General features: G+C 47.8%; 22 protein-coding genes. 7 read left to right on the top strand and 15 right to left on the bottom strand.

The window, feature by feature from the left end; all coding sequences use genetic code 11:
- The first annotated feature begins 134 nt into the window (after positions 1-134).
- Together GLV97_RS14890 and GLV97_RS14885 are read left to right on the top strand one after the other, a co-directional pair.
- Positions 135-614, top strand: coding sequence for a DUF2243 domain-containing protein (locus tag GLV97_RS14890; protein WP_160889978.1), 480 nt, complete (start codon positions 135-137; stop codon positions 612-614).
- Positions 607-1,401: a cytochrome c oxidase assembly protein gene (locus GLV97_RS14885; protein ID WP_237418632.1), complete on the top strand. Its 795-nt coding sequence runs from the start codon at positions 607-609 to the stop codon at positions 1,399-1,401. The genes GLV97_RS14890 and GLV97_RS14885 overlap by 8 nt, the downstream gene beginning before the upstream one ends.
- A 152-nt stretch (positions 1,402-1,553) precedes the next feature.
- Here the strand turns inward: GLV97_RS14885 and GLV97_RS14880 are convergent, their stop codons facing one another.
- Together GLV97_RS14880 and GLV97_RS14875 are read right to left on the bottom strand one after the other, a co-directional pair.
- Positions 1,554-2,759, bottom strand: coding sequence for an iron-containing alcohol dehydrogenase (locus GLV97_RS14880; RefSeq protein WP_160889977.1), 1,206 nt, complete (start codon positions 2,757-2,759; stop codon positions 1,554-1,556).
- A 464-nt stretch (positions 2,760-3,223) separates the two neighbouring features.
- The gene (locus tag GLV97_RS14875; protein WP_160889976.1) at positions 3,224-4,744 is read right to left on the bottom strand and encodes an AbgT family transporter; all 1,521 of its coding nucleotides are present in this window, start codon (positions 4,742-4,744) and stop codon (positions 3,224-3,226) included.
- A gap of 368 nt (positions 4,745-5,112) precedes the next feature.
- Between GLV97_RS14875 and GLV97_RS14870 the strand changes: the two genes are divergently transcribed.
- Positions 5,113-5,310, top strand: a complete 198-nt coding sequence (locus GLV97_RS14870; protein WP_027953723.1) for a cold-shock protein — start codon at positions 5,113-5,115, stop codon at positions 5,308-5,310.
- 327 nt (positions 5,311-5,637) lie between these two features.
- Positions 5,638-6,111, top strand: coding sequence for a hypothetical protein (locus GLV97_RS14865; RefSeq protein WP_160835106.1), 474 nt, complete (start codon positions 5,638-5,640; stop codon positions 6,109-6,111).
- Positions 6,112-6,162: 51 nt separating this feature from the next.
- Here the strand turns inward: GLV97_RS14865 and nfsB are convergent, their stop codons facing one another.
- The gene (gene nfsB, locus GLV97_RS14860) at positions 6,163-6,816 is read right to left on the bottom strand and encodes an oxygen-insensitive NAD(P)H nitroreductase (RefSeq protein WP_160889975.1); all 654 of its coding nucleotides are present in this window, start codon (positions 6,814-6,816) and stop codon (positions 6,163-6,165) included.
- 652 nt (positions 6,817-7,468) lie between these two features.
- Between nfsB and GLV97_RS14855 the strand changes: the two genes are divergently transcribed.
- Positions 7,469-7,657 carry a YjzC family protein gene (locus GLV97_RS14855; protein WP_160835105.1) on the top strand — a complete coding sequence of 63 codons (189 nt, stop codon included), beginning with the start codon at positions 7,469-7,471 and terminating at the stop codon, positions 7,655-7,657.
- A gap of 673 nt (positions 7,658-8,330) precedes the next feature.
- Here the strand turns inward: GLV97_RS14855 and ddlA are convergent.
- Together ddlA and GLV97_RS14845 are read right to left on the bottom strand one after the other, a co-directional pair.
- A complete protein-coding gene (gene ddlA / locus GLV97_RS14850) occupies positions 8,331-9,428 on the bottom strand; it encodes a D-alanine--D-alanine ligase (protein ID WP_160889974.1) in 1,098 nt (365 codons plus the stop codon).
- 78 nt (positions 9,429-9,506) lie between these two features.
- A complete protein-coding gene (locus GLV97_RS14845) occupies positions 9,507-10,469 on the bottom strand; it encodes a helix-turn-helix transcriptional regulator (RefSeq protein ID WP_160889973.1) in 963 nt (320 codons plus the stop codon).
- A gap of 88 nt (positions 10,470-10,557) precedes the next feature.
- On the opposite strand from GLV97_RS14845, the gene GLV97_RS14840 reads away from it, so the two are divergent.
- Positions 10,558-11,427: an SDR family oxidoreductase gene (locus GLV97_RS14840; protein WP_160889972.1), complete on the top strand. Its 870-nt coding sequence runs from the start codon at positions 10,558-10,560 to the stop codon at positions 11,425-11,427.
- 57 nt (positions 11,428-11,484) lie between these two features.
- Here GLV97_RS14840 and GLV97_RS14835 read toward each other — a convergent pair whose 3' ends face one another.
- From GLV97_RS14835 to GLV97_RS14790, 10 genes are all read right to left on the bottom strand, one after another.
- A complete protein-coding gene (locus tag GLV97_RS14835) occupies positions 11,485-11,865 on the bottom strand; it encodes a n-acetylglutamate synthase (protein ID WP_202409552.1) in 381 nt (126 codons plus the stop codon).
- 39 nt (positions 11,866-11,904) lie between these two features.
- Entirely contained in the window at positions 11,905-13,425 is a 1,521-nt protein-coding gene (locus GLV97_RS20280; protein ID WP_337194111.1) for an HAD-IA family hydrolase, read from the bottom strand.
- Positions 13,425-14,693 (bottom strand): amidohydrolase family protein, encoded by a 1,269-nt coding sequence (locus tag GLV97_RS14825; protein WP_160889971.1) that lies wholly within the window; start codon positions 14,691-14,693, stop codon positions 13,425-13,427. Before GLV97_RS14825 ends, GLV97_RS20280 begins: the two co-directional genes overlap by 1 nt.
- A gap of 21 nt (positions 14,694-14,714) precedes the next feature.
- A complete protein-coding gene (locus tag GLV97_RS14820) occupies positions 14,715-15,065 on the bottom strand; it encodes a DUF4181 domain-containing protein (protein WP_160889970.1) in 351 nt (116 codons plus the stop codon).
- Positions 15,066-15,070: 5 nt separating this feature from the next.
- Positions 15,071-15,247, bottom strand: coding sequence for a hypothetical protein (locus GLV97_RS14815; protein ID WP_160889969.1), 177 nt, complete (start codon positions 15,245-15,247; stop codon positions 15,071-15,073).
- A gap of 6 nt (positions 15,248-15,253) precedes the next feature.
- Positions 15,254-15,439, bottom strand: a complete 186-nt coding sequence (locus GLV97_RS14810; protein ID WP_160889968.1) for a hypothetical protein — start codon at positions 15,437-15,439, stop codon at positions 15,254-15,256.
- Positions 15,440-15,502: 63 nt separating this feature from the next.
- On the bottom strand, positions 15,503-15,676 hold the full coding sequence (locus GLV97_RS14805) for a hypothetical protein (RefSeq protein ID WP_160889967.1): 174 nt from the start codon (positions 15,674-15,676) through the stop codon (positions 15,503-15,505).
- 62 nt (positions 15,677-15,738) lie between these two features.
- Positions 15,739-16,638: a UTP--glucose-1-phosphate uridylyltransferase GalU gene (gene galU / locus GLV97_RS14800; protein WP_160835096.1), complete on the bottom strand. Its 900-nt coding sequence runs from the start codon at positions 16,636-16,638 to the stop codon at positions 15,739-15,741.
- Between the two features lie 27 nt (positions 16,639-16,665).
- Positions 16,666-18,198, bottom strand: coding sequence for a glycosyltransferase family 2 protein (locus tag GLV97_RS14795; protein WP_160835095.1), 1,533 nt, complete (start codon positions 18,196-18,198; stop codon positions 16,666-16,668).
- A gap of 528 nt (positions 18,199-18,726) precedes the next feature.
- Positions 18,727-18,960 (bottom strand): hypothetical protein, encoded by a 234-nt coding sequence (locus GLV97_RS14790; RefSeq protein ID WP_160835094.1) that lies wholly within the window; start codon positions 18,958-18,960, stop codon positions 18,727-18,729.
- 190 nt (positions 18,961-19,150) lie between these two features.
- Here GLV97_RS14790 and GLV97_RS14785 point away from each other — a divergent pair, with 190 nt between their 5' ends.
- Complete coding sequence (locus GLV97_RS14785) at positions 19,151-19,333, top strand: hypothetical protein (protein WP_160835093.1); 183 nt, start codon at positions 19,151-19,153, stop codon at positions 19,331-19,333.
- Positions 19,334-19,364 lie beyond the last annotated feature (31 nt).

The following is a 19,364-nucleotide window of genomic DNA, read 5'->3' as shown; positions in this document are numbered from 1 at the left end:
CAAAAATGCGGAATTCACAAATCAGGACGCCAAAACCACCTGCGTAGAATAGCAGTTTTTAACGTAGGCACGTTTGTAAGAGCGGGGGTCTGGGTACAAAATAGGAAGGATTTAGGGAAACAGGAGGTTCATAGATGAGCGCCAAACATATTCAACCCAACCGCCACCATTATACAAAGCGAACGTTATGGTCAGGACTGCTTTTCGGAATCGGACTGGCCGCTTTTATTGATGAAACCATCTTTCACCAGCTTTTGAGATGGCATCACTTTTACGATCAATCCACCACAGACGTGGGGCTGATTTCTGATGGATTTTTTCATGCCTTCAGCTGGTTTGCCACGATTGGAGGTTTGTTTTTATTTGCAGATGTCCGGCGCAGAAACGGCTTATCCCTCACCCGCTGGTGGGGAGGTGTACTGACAGGCGCAGGAGCCTTTCAATTGTATGATGGGATCATCCAGCATAAGCTGATGGGACTGCATCAAATCCGTTATGTGGAAAATATTCTTCCCTATGATCTCGTATGGAATATATCAGCAGTCCTCATGATTATCACAGGGGTGTTTCTCCTTAAACGGAGCAGTGGAAAAGGTGAGATTTTCCATGCCTGACCATCACGGAGGGATGGGAGGAGGCCTGATGGATGCGGGGATTATCGTTCTTTCTCTTCTTCTCATCGGCTTATACATAGGAGGCGGTATCCATTCCAGCCGTATCCGCCACCTTCACCGCTGGCCTTGGTTTCGTTATGTCTGCTGGACAGCTGGGGTTTTTTGCGTGTGGGGAGCCACAGGCAGCACCATCGCCGACCAGGCACACCATGACTTCCGTGCCCATATGCTGGGCCACCTTCTTTTAGGAATGCTCGGCCCATTACTGCTTGTCCTTGCCGCTCCTGTAACCCTGCTCCTTCGAACCCTGCCGGTATCAGCAGCTCGGAACGTTTCCCGTCTGCTCAGGAGCTCTTATGCCGGGTTCATCACCCATCCAGTGACAGCCACTGTCCTGAATATCGGAGGGTTATGGCTGCTTTACACAACGCCTCTCTATAGCATGATGCATGGAAATCCCTGGATCCATGGCGCTGTTCACCTGCATGTTTTCCTGGCAGGCGTCCTTTTCACTACCGCGATGATTTATATCGACCCTGTTGCCCACCGTTTCAGCTTTTTGTACAGGATTGTCGTATTCATTTTCGCCCTTGCCGGACACGGAATCCTTTCCAAATATGTCTATGCATTTCCACCGGATGGGGTCCCACAGCTTCAGGCTGAGGAGGGAGCCAAGCTTATGTACTACGGCGGGGATGTGATCGACGCTGCGATTATTTTCATTCTCTGCCTGCACTGGTACAAAGCGGCGGCTCCGGAAAAGGGAAGAGAGACCGCCCGCCGTTAAAAACACGGGCGGTTTCACTTCATCATCCGGAACTTCTCACGTTCCAGAGAAATCTCTTATTGTCCGGAGTCTCCCCATTTCAACGAAAAGGCGGACCAAGTACGGCAGGAATCTTCAGGTAAAAGCTGGGGCGGGTTTGTCCGGACGTTATGCTACCCCCTGTTCCTTACCACCGGGGACATTTGTGAAAAATCATAGTCATAACAGACGCGGTAAAGCTCTTCCATTTCATAAAGAGTCGGTACTCTGGGATTGCTGGCTGGACTTCCACTGTCCCATGCATCCGCAGACATTTTACTGATAACGCTTTCAAATTCCTGTTTATCGATTCCCCATTCCTTTAAGTTCGGGATATGCAGCTCCCGGCACAATTCTTTAACAGAGGAAACCGCATGATCCGCCGCTTGTTCATTGGAAGACAGCCCGCCCGGAGAAAAAATCCTTCCTACATCGGCCAGTCGATCAACCGCCTCTTTTCTGCTGAACTCCAGCACAGCGGGCAGCAGCATCGCGTTTGAGTAACCGTGGGGAACATGAAATAATGCACCGATCGGTCTCGACATGCCGTGAACCAGGCAGACAGAGGCGTTGGAAAACGCAATCCCTGCCTGCATCGCTGCCAGGGACATCGCTTCTCTCGCATCCAAGTTATCCCCCTCACGATAAGCTGTTTTCAAATGCTGCACAATTAAATTCATTGCGGAAAGAGCCATAGAATCGGCCATTGGATGGGACTTTTTTGATACATAGGCTTCAATCGCATGACTTAAGGCATCAATTCCTGTAGCTGCCGTGACATGCTTCGGTGAAGAAAGAGTAAGCGCAGGATCCACAATCGCCACATCCGGCATAAAGGCCGGCTGCTTGATCATCATTTTCACATCATCGGTGGTGTTCGTAATGACGGTTACATCCGTTGCTTCAGAACCAGTTCCCGCTGTCGTCGGCACCGCCAGATGAGGAGCCGGCTTTACATTCACTGTTTTCTTCCCGCCCCGGTAATCACCAATATACCCTTCATTCGATGCAAGGACAGCAACAGCTTTAGCTGTATCTATACAGCTTCCGCCTCCCAGAGAGATCACCACATCACACTGCTTCGTCCGGAACAATTGGAGAGCTTCGGTTACATAAACATCTGTCGGTTCAGATTCAACTCCTGAATAAACAACGCTTTCCATATTAGATTCTGTTAAGTACTTCCTTCCTTCGTTGACATATCCCAGCTTGTCCATGACAGGATCGCTGATGACCAACGCTCTCCTTCCCCTGAGAGACGCTTCTTTTCCAATCGTTTGAAAGGCTCTACGGCCATAGTTGATCGTTTCAGGCATTTGAAAGACGGCATAGTGCTTCACGACAACCCCACCTTTTGATTTTTTTATCACAAAGCTTGGAATGGACGACCGCAGCCTGGTGGGAAAAATCTCTTGTGTACAACTGTGAAGTGTTAAAAAGGTGTGATGTATGTAGGAAACATCTAGATGAAGGATGCTGTTCTGCTGCCTGCGGTATTTGTTCACTTTCTTCCTATGATTTATTTGTTACCGATATTCCCTGATTCACGCTTGCAGGGATGCTCCGAACTGATTAGAACCGTCCCCTCTTCCGTCGTTTTTACCCAGCTCTTAAAGTCCGCTTATTAAGGATGAAACTCCGGCGTTCTTTTACCGTATACAACTGTTCTTTTCGTACGTATCCTTTCGATTTTTCTACAGGCATGACACCTCCCACATTTGTAATTATCTGTATTTTAACATAATGATGTTCTGAAGAAGGTAAAAAAAGACGCCCGCCATAACGGCGGACGTCCTTTGTTTTTCTAATAATGAATCGGTGATCCCGGCCCTAAGTCCGCTCCTGTCATCATCCAGATGATCAGCATGATCGTCCAGGAAATAAGGAAGAAAACGGAGTACGGGAACATAACGGAAATCAGTGTTCCGATTCCCATTTTTTTATCGTACTTCTGAGCAAAGGCGATAATGATGGCAAAGTAGGTCATCAGTGGTGTAATAATGTTCGTCGTTGAATCGGCTACCCGGTAAGCCATTTGTGTCAGCTCCGGGGAATAGCCGAGCTGCATCATGATTGGTACAAACACCGGGGCCATCATCGCCCACTTCGCCGAGGCACTGCCGATGAATAAGTTGATGACAGCAGCCACAAGGATAAACCCTAATATCAATGGGATCCCTGAAAGATTGGCGGATTCCAGCAGTTCAGCTCCATAAACCCCGATCACGAGTCCCATATTGGTTTCTGAAAAATACGCGACAAACTGTCCGGCCGTGAAGGCGAGCACAATGAACATGCCCATGGATGCCATCGTATCCGAAAGCTGCTCGGCGACGTCCTTATCATTTTTGATTTTCTTGGTCGCTATTCCGTAAAACAATCCCGGAATGAAGAACAGAATCGTTATGATCGGTACAAGAGAACTCATGAACGGTGACTGGATAATTGCTCCATCCTCACCTCTCAGCGGTGCGCCCGGCGGAAGAATCAACAGGGCCGTCAGTACAACAGCAATGGCAATGGAAATGCCGGCCCATTTCAATCCTTTCTTTTCGATCGCATTGAGTCCCTTCAAATCTTCACGGAACTGTCCCTTATACTCACCGAGACGCGGCTCGACTATCTTTTCCGTGACGATTCCACCGACAAAGGTCAGCAGGAAGACAGATACGATGATGAAGTAATAGTTCATCGCAATATTCATGCCGTCTGCATAAGCCGGATCAATGATCGCTGCTGCATCTATCGTCAATTCACCCAGCAAGGGGTCGGTCGCAGATAAAAACAAGTTGGCACTGAAGCCGGCGGATACCCCTGCAAAAGCCGCAGCCAGTCCGGCCAGCGGATGACGTCCGAGGGCGGCAAAAATCACAGCCCCAAGCGGCGGAAGCACTACATAACCTGCATCAGAGGCCACACTGGACATGACACCCGCAAAAACGAGTCCGTATGTAATCAATGATCTTGGAACAGATAAAACGAATCCACGAAGGCAGGCACTGATCAGTCCGGTCCGTTCCGCGAGCCCGATTCCAATCATCGTCACAAGTACAACGCCCAGCGGAGCAAAACCGATAAAGTTTTCCGTCATACTGGAAAAGATGTATTCAATGCCATCTGCGCTGAGCAGATTGGTCACTTCGACCGTTTCCCCCTCTTCCCCGGGATGCTCCACGCTTACACCAAAGCTGGAAACCACTGCCGAAATGAGAACAACCAACAGAGCCAGGACAGCAAATAATGTGATTGGATGCGGAAGCTTATTCCCCACACGCTCTATGACATCCAACCCTTTTTGAAACAATCCTTTACGTTTGTTTTCCAAAACAGACTTCTCCTCTCTTGTTGCAAAAATAAAAAACGGCAAGGAAAAAAACTTCTGCCGTTTTTAATCTACTCCTGTCGTATTCAGTATATAAGTTATTGAAAGAAAATTGAAGGCGCTTTCAATAATAGTCAATATTAGCCCTATTCTGAAAATGATACTCAACCCTTTTTCTAATGGCATATAAAAGCTTTTTTTCTTGTATGGTTGACGTATCCTCATCTCCCTGATATAGTAGTAATTAATTATTCTTGTTCGTTTAGGAATGAAAGCAGAAGGAACTACTCAGTGACTTTCGTCTGGAATGAATATGCAGAGCAATTATAGTAATACAATGTGGATCAGATCCACGCAGGAGGTAACAATTTATGTTACAAGGTAATGTGAAATGGTTTAACGAAAGCAAAGGTTTCGGTTTTATTGAAGTAGAAGGACAAGACGATGTATTCGTACACTTCTCTGCTATTCAAGGCGAAGGTTTCAAAACTCTAGAAGAAAACCAAACAGTAACGTTTGAAATCGTTGAAGGCGACCGCGGACCACAAGCGGCTAACGTTCAAAAGTAATCGTTACTCGTTGAAAAAGACTTCCCATTCCGGGAAGTCTTTTTTTGTGCATTTTTGTAACAATTCCTCTATACCAACTACCCGAGCCTGCCTTGAGCGGGTCCCTGCATGTGTTCCATCCCAAAGTAAGATGAGAAATCACTCACTTTCCTTTGACCATCCGGAAAACCACGCTTCAGAACCTCAGAGTGAGAGTTAATGCCTGGTTACCTCCCCAAGATGGCTGGTCAGGTATTGACGTTTTTTAATGTAACGCCTCTGTCAGGCATGGTTTTGCAGGATGATGGACACCCTAACTGCAACAATTGCATGTAAGGAGCGGAAAAAATGGCTAAACCTAAGCTGAAGATTATATTCCCGGTAACTTTGTTCATCCTCTCCTGGCTTTCAGCTTTCTTCCTCGGTAAGCGGACCTTTTTCAGGTATTTACCGATCGCCAGCTTTACAAGTTTAATCATCAGCGTCCTCAGCGTTGTTTCGAATCAGAGGAAATGGTGGGAGAACAAAAACCCCCTCTCCCCCGGACCTGTGGATTACACGTATAAAATCGGACCGTTCTTTCTGGCAACCATTTGGATTTTCAAATTCACCTATGGGACATTCAAAAAGTATGTATGGCTGAATGCGCTCTTAAATATCATAAATGCCTATGCATTAGCAGAGGTCTGGGAGCGGCTCGGGTTATTCAAATTAAAAAAAATCAATCATACAATCTGGTATTTCATCTGCGTTCATTTATCCATCATCATATACGGCGTACAGTTTCTGATGGAAAAAGCCATTCGAAACAGCGGAAAATAAAAAACAGGCGGGGCTGCCAGCCCCACCTGTTTTCGTTGTTCCTCTATACCGTTACACTTCCTCGATGATTTCCGCCTGATCCAGTCTGGATTTTGGCAGCTCCGCGTTAAAGTCCGTTGACTTACGGTAGCCCAGGGAAACCACCACGCTGGAAGTGAATCCTTTTTCGCGTAGGTTGAACTCCTCATCCAAGGCCTTCATATCCATACCTTCCATTGGGACAGCATCAATCCCAAGTTCAGCCACACCAAGCAGGAAGCTTCCTACATTCAGGTACGTCTGCTTTTCAGACCAGTGGTATAGATCCTTCAGGTCAAATTTATGGGTATCCACAAACATTTTTCGTACGTTATGGTTCATCTCTTTGAATTTCTGTTCAGCAAAACGACCGTCCTGGTCTTCCTTTTCACTGATATGATGAAGGAACTCATCCGTGATGTCTGTTTTCGTTGCAAAAACAACGACCGCTGAAGCGTCCAGCACTTTTGGTTCGTTGAAGCTGAACGTCCCTTCTGCACCTTTGGCTACACGTTTCTTCCCTTCTTCTGTCGTTGCCAGGATGAAATGCCACGGCTGTACGTTTGCAGAAGATGGAGCAAGCTGGAGCATCCCTTTGATTTTTTCAATGTCTTCTGCAGAGATTTTTTTCTCTTGATCAAATTCCTTTGTTGAATAACGTTGATTTAGTGCTTGAATCGGTTCCATTCCAATCGTCTCCTTTAAATGCAGTTTTTTGTTTCTCTCTATTTTGTCTGTCGAAAAAGCTTCGAGATCTCCGATTGACCAGATATGACTGAAGTCATTCAGGAATCTTACCGCGTCCGCCTGTTGGTCACGTTTAAGGGTAGAAACGTCACCAACGCCACCCCACACGTTGCAGATGATCTTTTCTCTCTATCTTCAGACCGCTCTCCAACAACGGGGCTTCACAGGTTCCGTGCTGCCCGTCCCTCATCGGACTAACGAGCGTCCCTATGCTGGTTTCAAACGCACACTTCCCTGCACGAATCTGGTTTGTTTCGGTGATGCAGACATAGCATAGCACAGCCGCAAAGACCATGTAAGTATGCACATTTTTGTGGCATGGTATCCTTTTTGATACCTAGGAAGGAACTTGTAAAAAAAGCGCAGCAAAACCAACACCAATCCGACCTATACCTCCCGACCCGATCCACCCAATCGTAACAGGCGGAATGATCTTTCCTCCTTCTTTGTACACCCATTACATTTTATTACATATATCATTTTTCCTAAATAATAAATGTTTTACCATTTCTATGTGTTTTTTACGTTTATAGGAAATGGATATGGGTATATTCTCTATGTAACAAAAATAAATGAAAAGGGGTTTTTTGAAATGGCAGAGCGTTATAAGACTGGAGAAAAAGCACCTGAAAACGGCACGTATGAATTTGATGGTTTGGTAAACGGCGGTAACGATGCGGACGTTACGGAAGATGAAAAACATATCGAACTGAGCAATGGAGATACATTCCCGCCAACCCGCTCCAATAAGGACGCTGCTTATTGGAAGAAAGCCAAATAAATCATCATAAAAACCCTCCAGCTTTTGCTGGAGGGTTTTCTCATGCCTTTTATTACATCAGCCATTACAATATTAAAGGAATATTTCAAAACACATCGAGCTGTTCCCTTCCTCTTTAATCCATGAGATAATATTATATTAATATAATAAACAACCCTGCTGATATAGAAAGGCTGAGCAATGATGTTCCTTATTGAACGAACACGGAATGGAAAAGTGGAAACGTTAAAAGATTCAAGCAGCCATCTTACTAAGAAATTTACAACCCTCTGGGAAGCAGAAACGTTCTGCGCCAAACTAAACCGGGTCATTGATTCGGATAAACAGTGGGAAGTAAAAAAAAGCAGGTTTGCCTGAGAAAGCGGTTGAGAGATGGCTTTCTTTCTTATGCGGTTTTGGAAGGATATCCATTAAATATGGGATATATCAATCTTTTCAGGCATATATCAATTATTTTGGAGATATATCAGTCAAAATCCAAATATATCGACCAAATCGAAAATATATCAACGTTTCCCTTTTGTACATAAAAAAGCGGCCTCCCCATCACAGAAATCCTGATCGGGACAGCCGCTTCATTTATGATCTTCTACACTTTGAGACTCACGCCTTCACCTTATGCTATCGGTGTTTCTTACAAGGGAAGCCTCGCTTTTGAAGCATACTCCAGGGATCAGTCGACGGTATTCTTCAATGCTTGATCCTGATGATGCCGTTCGATGGCGAGATCCAGAAGCTTCTCAATCAGCTGCGGATAAGAAATGCCGCTCGCTTCCCACAGTTTTGGGTACATACTGATTTTTGTAAAGCCGGGCAGGGTGTTGACTTCATTGATGATCAGCGCCCCGTTTTCCTTCAGGAAGAAGTCCACCCGTGCAAGACCCTGACATTCCAGAGCTTCAAACGCCTGTACGGACTGGGTGCGGATGTTCTCCATAACCTTCTCATCCAAGTCAGCTGGGATTTGCAGAGACGCTCCGTTTTCATCAATATACTTCGTTTCATAGGAATAAAAATCACTGTTGGGCAGCACTTCTCCAGCGGTGGAAGCGGCGGGATGGTCATTTCCAAGCACGGCACACTCGATTTCCCTGCCTTCCACGAACGCTTCAATCATTACCTTGTGGTCATACTGCAGCGCTTTTTCCAAGCCTTCCTTGTATTCTGCTTCAGTCCTGATCTTGCTGACACCGACCGAGGATCCTTGATTCGCCGGTTTAATGAAGAAAGGAACACCAAGTTTGTTCTTCACTTCTTCAAAAGACGGGGCGTTTGATGCAGACCGCTTCACGGTGAACCAGTCAGCGACCTGAAACCCGGCGGATTGCAGGAGTTTCTTGGTTATGTCTTTATCCATGCATACGGCGGAGCTGAGCACATTCGGGCCTACGTAAGGAAGATTGGCCATCCGGAGCATTCCCTGTATACTGCCGTCTTCTCCGAGCGGACCGTGGAGAATCGGAAAGATGACATCCAGCTGGTCTAATGCTTCTGATCCTGTGACCGGAATCATTTGATCCTTCTCCCGCCCCGGGACGACTGCGACGTTTTTGTTCGATTTATGGAGCGCGATTTTATCCGGATGGTCTTCATTCATCAAGTAATTATCCGGACTGCTTAAGTGCCACTCCCCCTGCTTATCAATGCCGATCAAGGTGACCTCATACCGTTCATGATCCACCGCTTCCATAATGTTTTTAGCTGACTGCAGCGATACTTCATGTTCCGAGGATTTCCCACCGAACAGAAGGCCTACTTTAGTTTTCCCCATGATTTCGTCCTCCCTTTTCCTGCCATATTCTTCTTTATCATATCAAAAAAAACGGATGATTCATGTCTTTCTCGCTATTCATTTATAAAGGTCCAGAATGCCCTGTGCTCTTGCTTTAATCTTTTCAATGAGTGCTTCAGGCTTTATCACCTTCACCTGGCTTCCGAAACCTGTCACAAAACCGATGGCTTCTTCTTCTGTATTGAACGACAAGGACTGGTCCACCCAGCCATCAGCCCCTGCACGTCCTTCTCCATCCAGCGTTGCAAAACGCCCGGTAAATCGAAGGCGGGGATACGCTTCCGGCGAAACACGGAGGGTTGCCGCGTACGTCGGGAGGTTACGGGTGAAATGCTTTTTCGATTCTTCCCAATAGGAGGCCAGATGAAAGTCCACAGGTCTTTCGAACGTTTCTTCTGTTCCGGTTACCATTTTGACCCGCGCGTGTTTATAGCTTCGGTATTCTCCCTTATCATTCAACGCAGCTACGTACCATTGGTTCGCCTTTGCAATCAGACCGAGCGGGCAGATGGTTCCCTTTGTCACCGTTCCATCTGCTTTTTCGTAGATCATCTGAACTTTTCTATCCTCCATGACCGCCTTTTTCAAAACATCCAGCTCCGGGCCTGCTTCCTCCTGACCATCTTTCCAGGTGCCCATGTCCACATAAATGCGGGACCACACATTCCAGGCCGTCTTTTTTGACTGCTCCGGCAGCGATAACAGGAGCTTCTGTATCCGGTCCTCCCCGCCATCATCCATATGCAGATCCTGTATGATTTTTCCTGCGGGTGGAAGGAATAAGGCCAGCATCTCCTGCTCCTTCAGCCAGCTGAGCTTCTGTTTCCAATGATCGACGAGTCTCCATCCCCCTGTGCGCCCTTTTTCTGCATAAATCGGAAGTCCTGCGGCACTCAAGGATTCCATATCACGGTGAATCGTCCGTTCCGATACTTCCAGCTCCTCAGCCATCCGGCGGGTCGTCACTGTCTGGCCATGCTGGAGAAGCAGAAGGATTTTGATCAATCGTTCCGCTTTCATAAAAAAATCCCTCCCTTTTTTAAAGTATGACACTCTTTGTCATAGATTAAAGATAGGATAAAGATAATGCAAAAGAAAGGATGATCCGATGGACATCACAAATAAAGTCGCTGTTGTCGCAGGAGCCACTAGAGGCGCAGGAAGAGCCATGGCCGTCAAGCTCGGAGAAACCGGGGCTGTCGTTTACGTAACGGGACGGACGACAAGAGAAGAACAGTCTCCGATGGAGCGGAAGGAGACGATTGAAGAAAGTGCAGAACTGGTTACGAAGGCCGGTGGGACCGGCATCCCTGTGAAAGTCGACCATACAAAGGAAGAAGAGGTTCAAAGGCTTTTTCATAAGATTGAAGAGGAACAGGGCGGAAAGCTGGATATCCTCGTCAATGACATCTGGGGCGGCGACCCGCTGACTGAATGGGGCAGAGATATCGCAGAGCATAATCTGACTAAAGGGCTGCAGCTGCTGAACCAGGCTGTCCAGGCTCACATCATTACGGCTCATTATGCAGTACCGCTTATGAAAAAGAACCGCTCCGGCTTGATAGTAGAAATAACCGATGGCACCGATGACAAGTACCGCGGCAGCTTCTATTACAGCCTGGCCAAAATCTCAAACATTCACATGGCCGAAGCGATGGCGGAGGACTTGAAAGCCTTTGGCATTACCGCTGTTTCGTTGACACCGGGATTCCTCCGTTCAGAAGCGATGTTGGAACACTTTGGTGTTACAGAGGAAAACTGGAAGGAGGGCGCCGAGGTCGACCCCCACTTCATCGCCTCCGAATCGCCGGCTTACATTGGAGAAGCGTTGAAACACCTCGTACTTGATCCGGATACTGCTCGTTTCAATGGACAGGCCTTGAGCACGTGGGGCCTTTCCGACATGTATGGATTTAAGGATGCGGATGGAACCCAGCCGCACTGGGGACGGTATTTTGAAAAGTATGTAAAGGAATAAAAACAAGGCACGGTCGCAGGCTCCGCGATCGTGCCTTTCTTACTCTGGATGGTGCATTTACAGGTTCTTCTCTTTAAATGTGCGGTGCAGTTCTCTGGACTGTACCTCTTTAATGACAGAGGTCCCTGTCGTTTGTTCCTCATCCATCCACTGCCACTCTTCATGCAGCTCCAGCTGCTCGTCCTCATTGATGTGTGGCACAGACCGGCACTTTCCGCCTCTAATTTCATGATTTGTATTGATATGGTTGTACCTGAACTCCAGCGTGTCATCCTCATGGACAATGCCGATCAATCTGCCTTTGATAATATCTCCACCTGCATAATCAGCATAAAGGATGCTGCCCTCCTGATAATACGTAAACTGTGTTTTGGACGATACTTCTCCCCCTGCACTGTTTTCAACGGATACGAACGTACGGTTATGGTAGTTGATCATTGCAATCCCTCCTTCGAATTGTACCGCTCTTTCCTCCGATTACCGATATCCGGCCATTCCACTTTCAAATGCCTCGGCATCTCCATGATCCAACCCATGAAGAGCTTCTTTCAGAGCGAACGTCTGCTTATAAAAAAGGGCCCGCCCAAACAAACGCTCCCCTTCCGGATACTGAGATAAGCCTTCCTTAACAAAGGCTTCGCCGTAGCCGGCCAGAAGACCTGCAAAGTCATAAGCTGGATCGCCGATGCCTGCTTCTCCGAAGTCAATGACCCCGGTAATGCGCTCTTCTTTTCTGTCCCAAAGCAAATTGGACGGACCGAAATCCCCATGGATAAGTGTCGTCGAAAACGTAAAAGCTTCTTTCTCAAAAAAGCGTTCAAAGGTGTCATTCACATGACGACGGGCCATGGGGGTCATATAAGGGAACAATTGACCCCGGATACGATGGTAAAGCGTCTTAAGATCATCTTTGATCTGTTCAGCGGTCGTCTTCACTACATTCAGCTGTCCGGGAGGAATGGCATGCAGCGTCTGCAGGAAGAAGGAAAGCTGTCCTGCGAGCTTTCTCTGAGAAGACTCCGACAGCTTTTTCATAGACTCCGGCCACAGCGGCTCTCCTTCGATCCAACGGGCGCCCGCAAAGACGTTCCCCGGTTCCCTATCCTCCAGAGATCTGTATATGGGGACGGGAATGGTCAGGGGAAGCTTCCCTTGAACATGGTCAAGGACATGCGTTTCCTTGATGAGCTTGCGGATCCCTTCCTTATATTTCGGAAAGCGGAACACGAACGTACCATTGGCAACGTACACATCATTGTTCTGACCAAGCTCATTCTTTGTAAACCGGTGCAGCACCAGATCGGGCCAGCACTCTTTCAGCCGATTCAGCTTTTCTTTTTCCTGCAGGTTCTCAAGGACTCCGGATAGGTCCTTTAAGCCAGTGATCACGGCGTCCGCTGGTGCTGTTTTCCAATGCGGGTCTTTCTTCCAAACGGCTTTCATGCCTGCTGCGGCAGCCGCCTGGACATCTTTTTCCGGGTGGTCCCCAATAAAAACACAGGCTTCCACAGGGACCCCCAGTCTCCAGGCCGCCCTTTGAAAAATCACGGAATCGGGCTTCTTGATGCCTTCGGATTCAGAAATGAGGATGTCATCCATGAAACCATCGATACCGAGCGCTTTCATGTTATCCATCTGGAACGGATCACGGCCATTCGTAATGACGCCGAGCTTCCATCCCGTGTTCTTCAAAGCTTCCAAGGTTTCGACAAGAAAAGGAAAAGGTACACAGGAATCTTGAAAGTGTGTCAAATAGTCGTCCAACAGTTCTTCCCACGTGACACCTTTGATATGAAATTCGTCGATCAGCTGCTGATAGACCACGTCCTTCCACACATATCCGCGGTCATCCAGTTCTAGAAACCTCCGCACGTACGTTTCTATAGGAATAAAGCCGAGCCTTCCCTGCCACCGCTCATGCTGCCGGGTGATGAACGCCCGGACAGAAGCGTCCCGGTCAAGCAGCGTTCCATCCAGATCAAACAAAACCGCCTGCATCAGCCATCCCTCCGCTCATTCACATATTCCTGAAACCCCTTCAGCGCTTTGGAGAACGCCTCGTTGATTTCCTGTTCATCGACTTTCGTCATCCTGCTCTCTTTCATCACCCAGTCCCCTGCCACCATGACGTGGTGCACATCCGCTTCCCTCGTCTGAAACATCAGGTTGTTCAGGGCAGTGGAAAAACCTTCATCTTCAAAAGGGGCGCCTGTATATTCGTTCTTTTTGATAAAGACGAGATCCGCTTCACATCCCTCTTCGATTCGACCCAGCCTGTCCTGCAGTCCATACGCGGCCGCGCCATTCACTGTTGCCATCTTCCATACATCCGCAGCGGAAAAGCGTTCAACCGGCTGATGGATCTTCAAGCCGTAATACACCATCCTCATGAGATGCCACATATTCGTGTGGACAAAATCGGTGCCTAGAGAGACATTCACCCCTTTTTCGAGCATTAAAGGAACATCCGCCACGCCTGCTCCGGTGTCGAGGTTGGATAACGGACAGTGCACAACGGAACTTCCCTGATCCGCAATCATCCCGATATCTTCCTCTGACAGATAGACGCCGTGAAAAAGGACGGTTTCCTTATCCAGCAGGCCGCGCTCCTGATAGAGCTCGACGCTGGACCGGCCGAACGCCTCGTAAACGAGGTCATGGCGCCACTTGTTTTCCATGCAGTGAGTCATCCGGACGGCCTTGTACGCTTCTTTCTCGTCTTGCAGCTTCCGCAGCTCCTCTTCGGACAGGTCTTCCTCTTCCAGGAGATGCGTGCCGAACATCACCCGTCCGTTCATTTTGTTATGATACCCGCCGATTTCCTCATAGGTATCCACGATTCCCCGGACTCCCAGGTCGTTCACGGCTTCACTCAGCTGCCACGGGGATGGTCCGGGGTCGGAGTCACTCACGAAGGTGACGCCGCCTTTCACCATTTCGATGTAACTCTTCTGCGCCACCTTATAGAAAAGCTCCCGGGGCATATGGTGATCCAGATAATCAAAAAACAGCTGCTGGATGCGGCCCTGGTCCGAATCACCAGCCCAGTCCTGGATGGCCATCTCTTTCATCAGCCCGGCTGCTAAAGGGGAATAGCTGTGAAAGTGGGCATTCACTAAACCAGGCACAATGATGTACTCCTCACAGTCCATCACTTCTTCTCCTTGAGCCCCGGGTTGAAAGGTAATATTCCCGTTCACAATACGGAATCCACCTTTTTCCAAAGATCCTTCCGCATTCAAAAACACGGCATTTTCAAGCTTCATCGTCTTTCCCGCCTTTCCTATTTAATGGAGAAACAGGGCAAATGTGATCAATACCGACCCGAGGGCGAGCGTTTTGATAAACTGTCTGGATGCTTTGATGTATCGGTATTCAAACCAGACCTCAATGCCTGTCATGATGACAAAAAAGCTGACCCAGAATACCCTTAGATAAAAGGGGGAATCCAAGGAGAGCACAGGCCAGAGCAGACTTACAAAAACAACGGCCGCCACACCTCTCACCCATTGATAAGCCTTTTTTCCAGATGTTTCATGAACGGACCTCCTCTTCTTTACCCCCAGCAGCTTTTTCAACAAAACATCCAGAGCAAAAAGGAGAATAATCCCGCCAACGATGAGTAACCATAGATTCACAACATTCACTCCTTTCCTGTACTCTCCTTACTGTGCTGCTCCTTTATCACTACTTTTAAAAGAGATTTCACTTCCTCTATATCCCTCTCCTGCTTGCTCATCTTTTTATCTATATAACTTACCGTAAAGACGACATATAAAAACAAACCTGCGCCTGCAAGAACGATAAATCCATTCACCATCATCACCTACTCCACCGTCTGATTCGCTTTGGTTACAAGGTCGCCGACGCCCATGGCTGTGAATCCATTCAACAAGCCAAACCAGGGGAGGACGGATTCTCCCCCGCCTAAAAAAAGCATCTCAATTGCAGCGATCGCACTAAAAAATACAAAAAACAATCCTAGAACAAAAACAATCCGACCGACAATCACTATCTATATCCCTCCACCTCACCTTTTGTCATCAGGTGATCGATCTTTTTTTATGTATGACGTCTATTTCAAACGGAAGGCGGCATTCATCAAGGCGGGCGTTCCCCACCTGACCGCCTGTTCATTGTCCATGTCCACTCCTCCTTCTTCTTTTTCTAAAGGCCCTGAAGAGAGATTCCCTACTTTTGGTACACCTTTTCCATCGTAACATGGATGAACCGTGACAAGGACCATCATTCCTGGACGCTCTTTACAAAAAAAAACGCCCCCTGCCCTTAAGAGGCGGAGACATTTTTCGTTTAAGAGATCTGTGTTTTTCTGCGGACCGCTTCATAGTCTGCGACAACCTTTTTCATATAATGATAGAGATCCTCCTGCAGCTCTTCCCGCTCGAGAGCAAGATCGATGGTCGTCTGGACAAATCCCAGTTTTTCTCCTACATCATAGCGGCGTCCTTCTATCTCCCACGCGTAGACGGAGTGGATGGCATTCAAACGATCGATCGCGTCAGTCAGCTGGATTTCACCACCGGCTCCGATTTCCTGACGATCCAGGAAGGCAAAGATTTCAGGTGTCAGGACGTAGCGACCGATAATCGCCATATTGGAAGGTGCTGTCCCCGGTTTCGGCTTTTCAACAAAACCTTCCACATCATACCAGCGTCCCTGCTGGGCAGCCGGCTGGATAACACCGTATTTGTGCGTGTCTTCCATCGGCACAGCTTTGACACCGATGACTGGCGACTGGGTTTCTTCATAGATATCCATCAACTGGCGGATCCCCGGCCGTGGACTCCTTACGATATCATCGCCGAGCAGAACAGCAAACGGCTCGTCCCCAATGAAATGGCGGGCACACCAGACTGCATGGCCGAGACCTTTCTGCTCCTTCTGCCGGATGTAATGAATATCAGCGAGGTTTGATGTGTAGCGGACCTGGTCAAGCAGCTGCTGTTTTCCTTTATCCAGAAGTGTTTTCTCCAATTCAAAGGCGGTGTCGAAATGATCCTCGATTGACCGCTTCCCCTTCCCGGTCACGATGATGATTTCTTCGATGCCCGCTTCAATAGCTTCCTCTACAATGTATTGAATCGTCGGCTTGTCGACAATCGGCAGCATTTCCTTCGGCTGGGCTTTCGTAGCCGGAAGAAACCTCGTTCCAAAACCAGCCGCTGGAATGATCGCTTTTTTTACTTTCATCGTTATGTCCTCCTTCAAATCGAGTGGTCACGCTGTATGTCTGCCACGAAGTGTCCAGATTTGGTACGCCATCAGCAATGAGGTATAAATGGTAAGCGCGGTTAAGATCACCCAGCCTGTATCGAGATAAGGGTACACCGCTTCCTGTACAGGGGTACTTGTCAGGAAGTCACGGTAATGGAAAGCCAGATAGACGAGCACTCCAGCAGCGGCTGCGATGCCGACCAGTCCTTCAGCCAGTTTACTCCGCGTTGCTCCTCTTTCGGCACTGTACTGGATCGCCCATCCATCTTTTTTGTGGGCGGAAAGCTTGCCGAGCCAGACGTGGGAGAAGGTCACAAAGTTGACCCACATATACATTTCAGGACTGATCAACAACCCGGCGAGAATCACATCAATGGGTCGGTGCATCGGTGTTTTCAAGGCAAGGATCGTATTCAGGACGGACGCAAGAATAATCGGCGTCAACCAGATCCATGACCAGAAGAATTGATCAGTCGCTATCGATACGGTCAGAAGGCTGAGGAACAACAGGCGGATCATCAAATCAATGAATGTTTTAATCTGGGACCGCCAGATTTTCGAACGGTGTTTCGATTTTACGCCGATGTCACTGTTGGTCAGAAGCTCCACCGTCCCTCCCTGCCATTTATTCCGCTGCTGACGGAAGGTGTGGTAGGAACGCATGGAATCTACAAAACAGCGGGCCTTAGGACTGATGAGGGTTTTCCACCTTTTCTGGATCTGCCAGGTTAACAGCATATCCTCTACATCACTTTCATCCTGCCATGGGCCATCCAGCTTGTTTTCCTCAATAATGTCCTGAAGAGCTTCCGGGCGGAACAGTGTCGCCTGTCCTCCGAGAACATAGGTGCTCCCGCCCCGGTACTGCAGATCAAGCAGCCAGCTCGCCATATCCTGCTTCTGCTGGTGGGTCCACCAGCGCGTTATCGGACCGCCGTACTGACCACTTGCAATCATTTCCTCGTAATGAACATCATCTTTAGAGATCAGGCTCTTCTTTTTCGGCATGCGCATCGTATACTTCGCCATCACCCCGCCGATATTCCGGGCGCTCATCAGGCCTTCCCACAGCTGTGTCAGGGCATCTGGAGCAAGCCGGCTGTCGGCATCCATCCCGAGAACCGCTTTGACGGAGGTTTTGTAAAATTCCTCATAAACGCTCGGTTTCTTATCGTAGAGGTCCAGAGGGTCACCGTAAATGCTCTTCCAGGCAGCATTTAACGCGCCTACTTTCCGCTGCTTGTTATTGACAGTCGTCAACACTTTCAAGTTGAGATTGAATTCTTCCCCTGCAGCGAGAGCAACTTCCTCTGTCCGGTCTGTGCAGTTGTCGGCGATCACAATAACATCAAGTTCCACGTCTTTGGGCAGCGTCTGATCACCGAGGCCGGCCAGGCAGTCACGGATGGACTTTTCTTCATTGTGAGCAGGAATGAATGCTGTAATTCTCGGTTTCATGTACGTATGTTTGACACCGTGGATGTTCAGCGACGGCCGGTCTTCCTGGACAGACGGGATGGACACCACATTTTCCATTTCATTACCTCCATTGGTTCGTTCCGTAGTCCTGTATGACAGTCCCAGCAGAACGCCTCGTTCTTTTCGTTCGTTTTAGAGAATGATTGTGTTCATTATAAAATGCTTTTTCCGAATAGAAAAGTTCTATTTTTCCGGATATTCCATTATAACGAACAAAAAACCAATGGATATTTCAATATTTCTCTCATTTTTAACTAATTTCACGTATTTAGGATAAATAGACTAATTCTTTTGAATCAAAAAAGCCCCGGAGCACCCTCCGGGGTTCGTTCAATATAAAATACAATTCTATAAGGCCACGTAATCTTTTCATAGGTCTGACAAAAAGCAGAGGTCATCAGCCAGCCTTTTACGAGTCACTAAGGGCTGCTGATGAAGCATTTGAGCTGCACAGGCCTTGTTCCAGCTTTCAAGAAGAAAAAGAAGCTCCTTCAGCCGGGCGTACCTATGTAACCCAGCGAGAGCACCGGCTGTGTCCAGCTATTCTATGTTCCCCTTTACAGCTTTGCCTCCCTAAAGGATAAGCTACTGGATTTTGCGCATACGTCCGTAACCACTGTATGGGTTTGTTTTCGCACGGAAATACTGGCGCGCACCGTGATAGGTCGTATACCACAACCCATTGATAATCGAGTATTTTCCTTCGCTTTCTTTCTGATAACAGACCGGGTGAAATGATGAACCAAACACTTGATCTTTCACCTCAATAATGCCGAGCCCATTCTTCTCATCTTTCCAAATGGCTACTACATGTTCCACCCTTCCACCCCCTGAAATGTAATGACGAGAATAATTATGCCAGTTTATTCACTTCCTGGCAATCCTTTTTTCAGAAAAATCGCAAATTATCAGAAAAGGATTCCATAAGAACGGATATTCCCCGCTTTCCAATTTCTGTTTACCACTCATCAGAAAGGGTAGTGGAGAAGAAAAGGAAAGGGAGGATATTATGAAAAAGAAAACGAAAGCCATCCTTATAGCGCTCGGAGGCTTGGTTATGCTTGGGTTTATTGTTTTTGAAATCGTTCAAGGTGACATTGGATATACGACGTTCAAAGACATCGGGGTTGTGGCTGTTATTGCTTACGTTGTGTACACGTTTTTTTCAAAGAAACAGAAGAGTGAGATATAGAAAAGGAGCTGCCGACAGGCCGCTCCTTTCT

Source organism: Halobacillus litoralis (assembly GCF_009856355.1).
Taxonomy (GTDB): Bacteria; Bacillota; Bacilli; order Bacillales; family Halobacillaceae; genus Halobacillus; species Halobacillus litoralis_B.
Note: the sequence above shows the minus strand (reverse complement) of the source record. Positions and strands in the feature narration are given on the sequence as shown.

Bases quoted from the DNA above. Each gene is read 5' to 3' on its own strand.
- GLV97_RS14890 (WP_160889978.1), top strand. From the start codon at position 135: ATGAGCGCCAAACATATTCAACCCAACCGCCACCATTATACAAAGCGA.
- GLV97_RS14885 (WP_237418632.1), top strand. From the start codon at position 607: ATGCCTGACCATCACGGAGGGATGGGAGGAGGCCTGATGGATGCGGGG.
- GLV97_RS14870 (WP_027953723.1), top strand. From the start codon at position 5,113: ATGTTACAAGGTAATGTGAAATGGTTTAACGAAAGCAAAGGTTTCGGT.
- GLV97_RS14865 (WP_160835106.1), top strand. From the start codon at position 5,638: ATGGCTAAACCTAAGCTGAAGATTATATTCCCGGTAACTTTGTTCATC.
- nfsB (WP_160889975.1), bottom strand. From the start codon at position 6,816: ATGGAACCGATTCAAGCACTAAATCAACGTTATTCAACAAAGGAATTT.
- GLV97_RS14855 (WP_160835105.1), top strand. From the start codon at position 7,469: ATGGCAGAGCGTTATAAGACTGGAGAAAAAGCACCTGAAAACGGCACG.
- ddlA (WP_160889974.1), bottom strand. From the start codon at position 9,428: ATGGGGAAAACTAAAGTAGGCCTTCTGTTCGGTGGGAAATCCTCGGAA.
- GLV97_RS14845 (WP_160889973.1), bottom strand. From the start codon at position 10,469: ATGAAAGCGGAACGATTGATCAAAATCCTTCTGCTTCTCCAGCATGGC.
- GLV97_RS14840 (WP_160889972.1), top strand. From the start codon at position 10,558: ATGGACATCACAAATAAAGTCGCTGTTGTCGCAGGAGCCACTAGAGGC.
- GLV97_RS14835 (WP_202409552.1), bottom strand. From the start codon at position 11,865: ATGATCAACTACCATAACCGTACGTTCGTATCCGTTGAAAACAGTGCA.
- GLV97_RS20280 (WP_337194111.1), bottom strand. From the start codon at position 13,425: ATGCAGGCGGTTTTGTTTGATCTGGATGGAACGCTGCTTGACCGGGAC.
- GLV97_RS14825 (WP_160889971.1), bottom strand. From the start codon at position 14,693: ATGAAGCTTGAAAATGCCGTGTTTTTGAATGCGGAAGGATCTTTGGAA.
- GLV97_RS14815 (WP_160889969.1), bottom strand. From the start codon at position 15,247: ATGGTGAATGGATTTATCGTTCTTGCAGGCGCAGGTTTGTTTTTATAT.
- GLV97_RS14805 (WP_160889967.1), bottom strand. From the start codon at position 15,676: ATGATGGTCCTTGTCACGGTTCATCCATGTTACGATGGAAAAGGTGTA.
- galU (WP_160835096.1), bottom strand. From the start codon at position 16,638: ATGAAAGTAAAAAAAGCGATCATTCCAGCGGCTGGTTTTGGAACGAGG.
- GLV97_RS14795 (WP_160835095.1), bottom strand. From the start codon at position 18,198: ATGGAAAATGTGGTGTCCATCCCGTCTGTCCAGGAAGACCGGCCGTCG.
- GLV97_RS14785 (WP_160835093.1), top strand. From the start codon at position 19,151: ATGAAAAAGAAAACGAAAGCCATCCTTATAGCGCTCGGAGGCTTGGTT.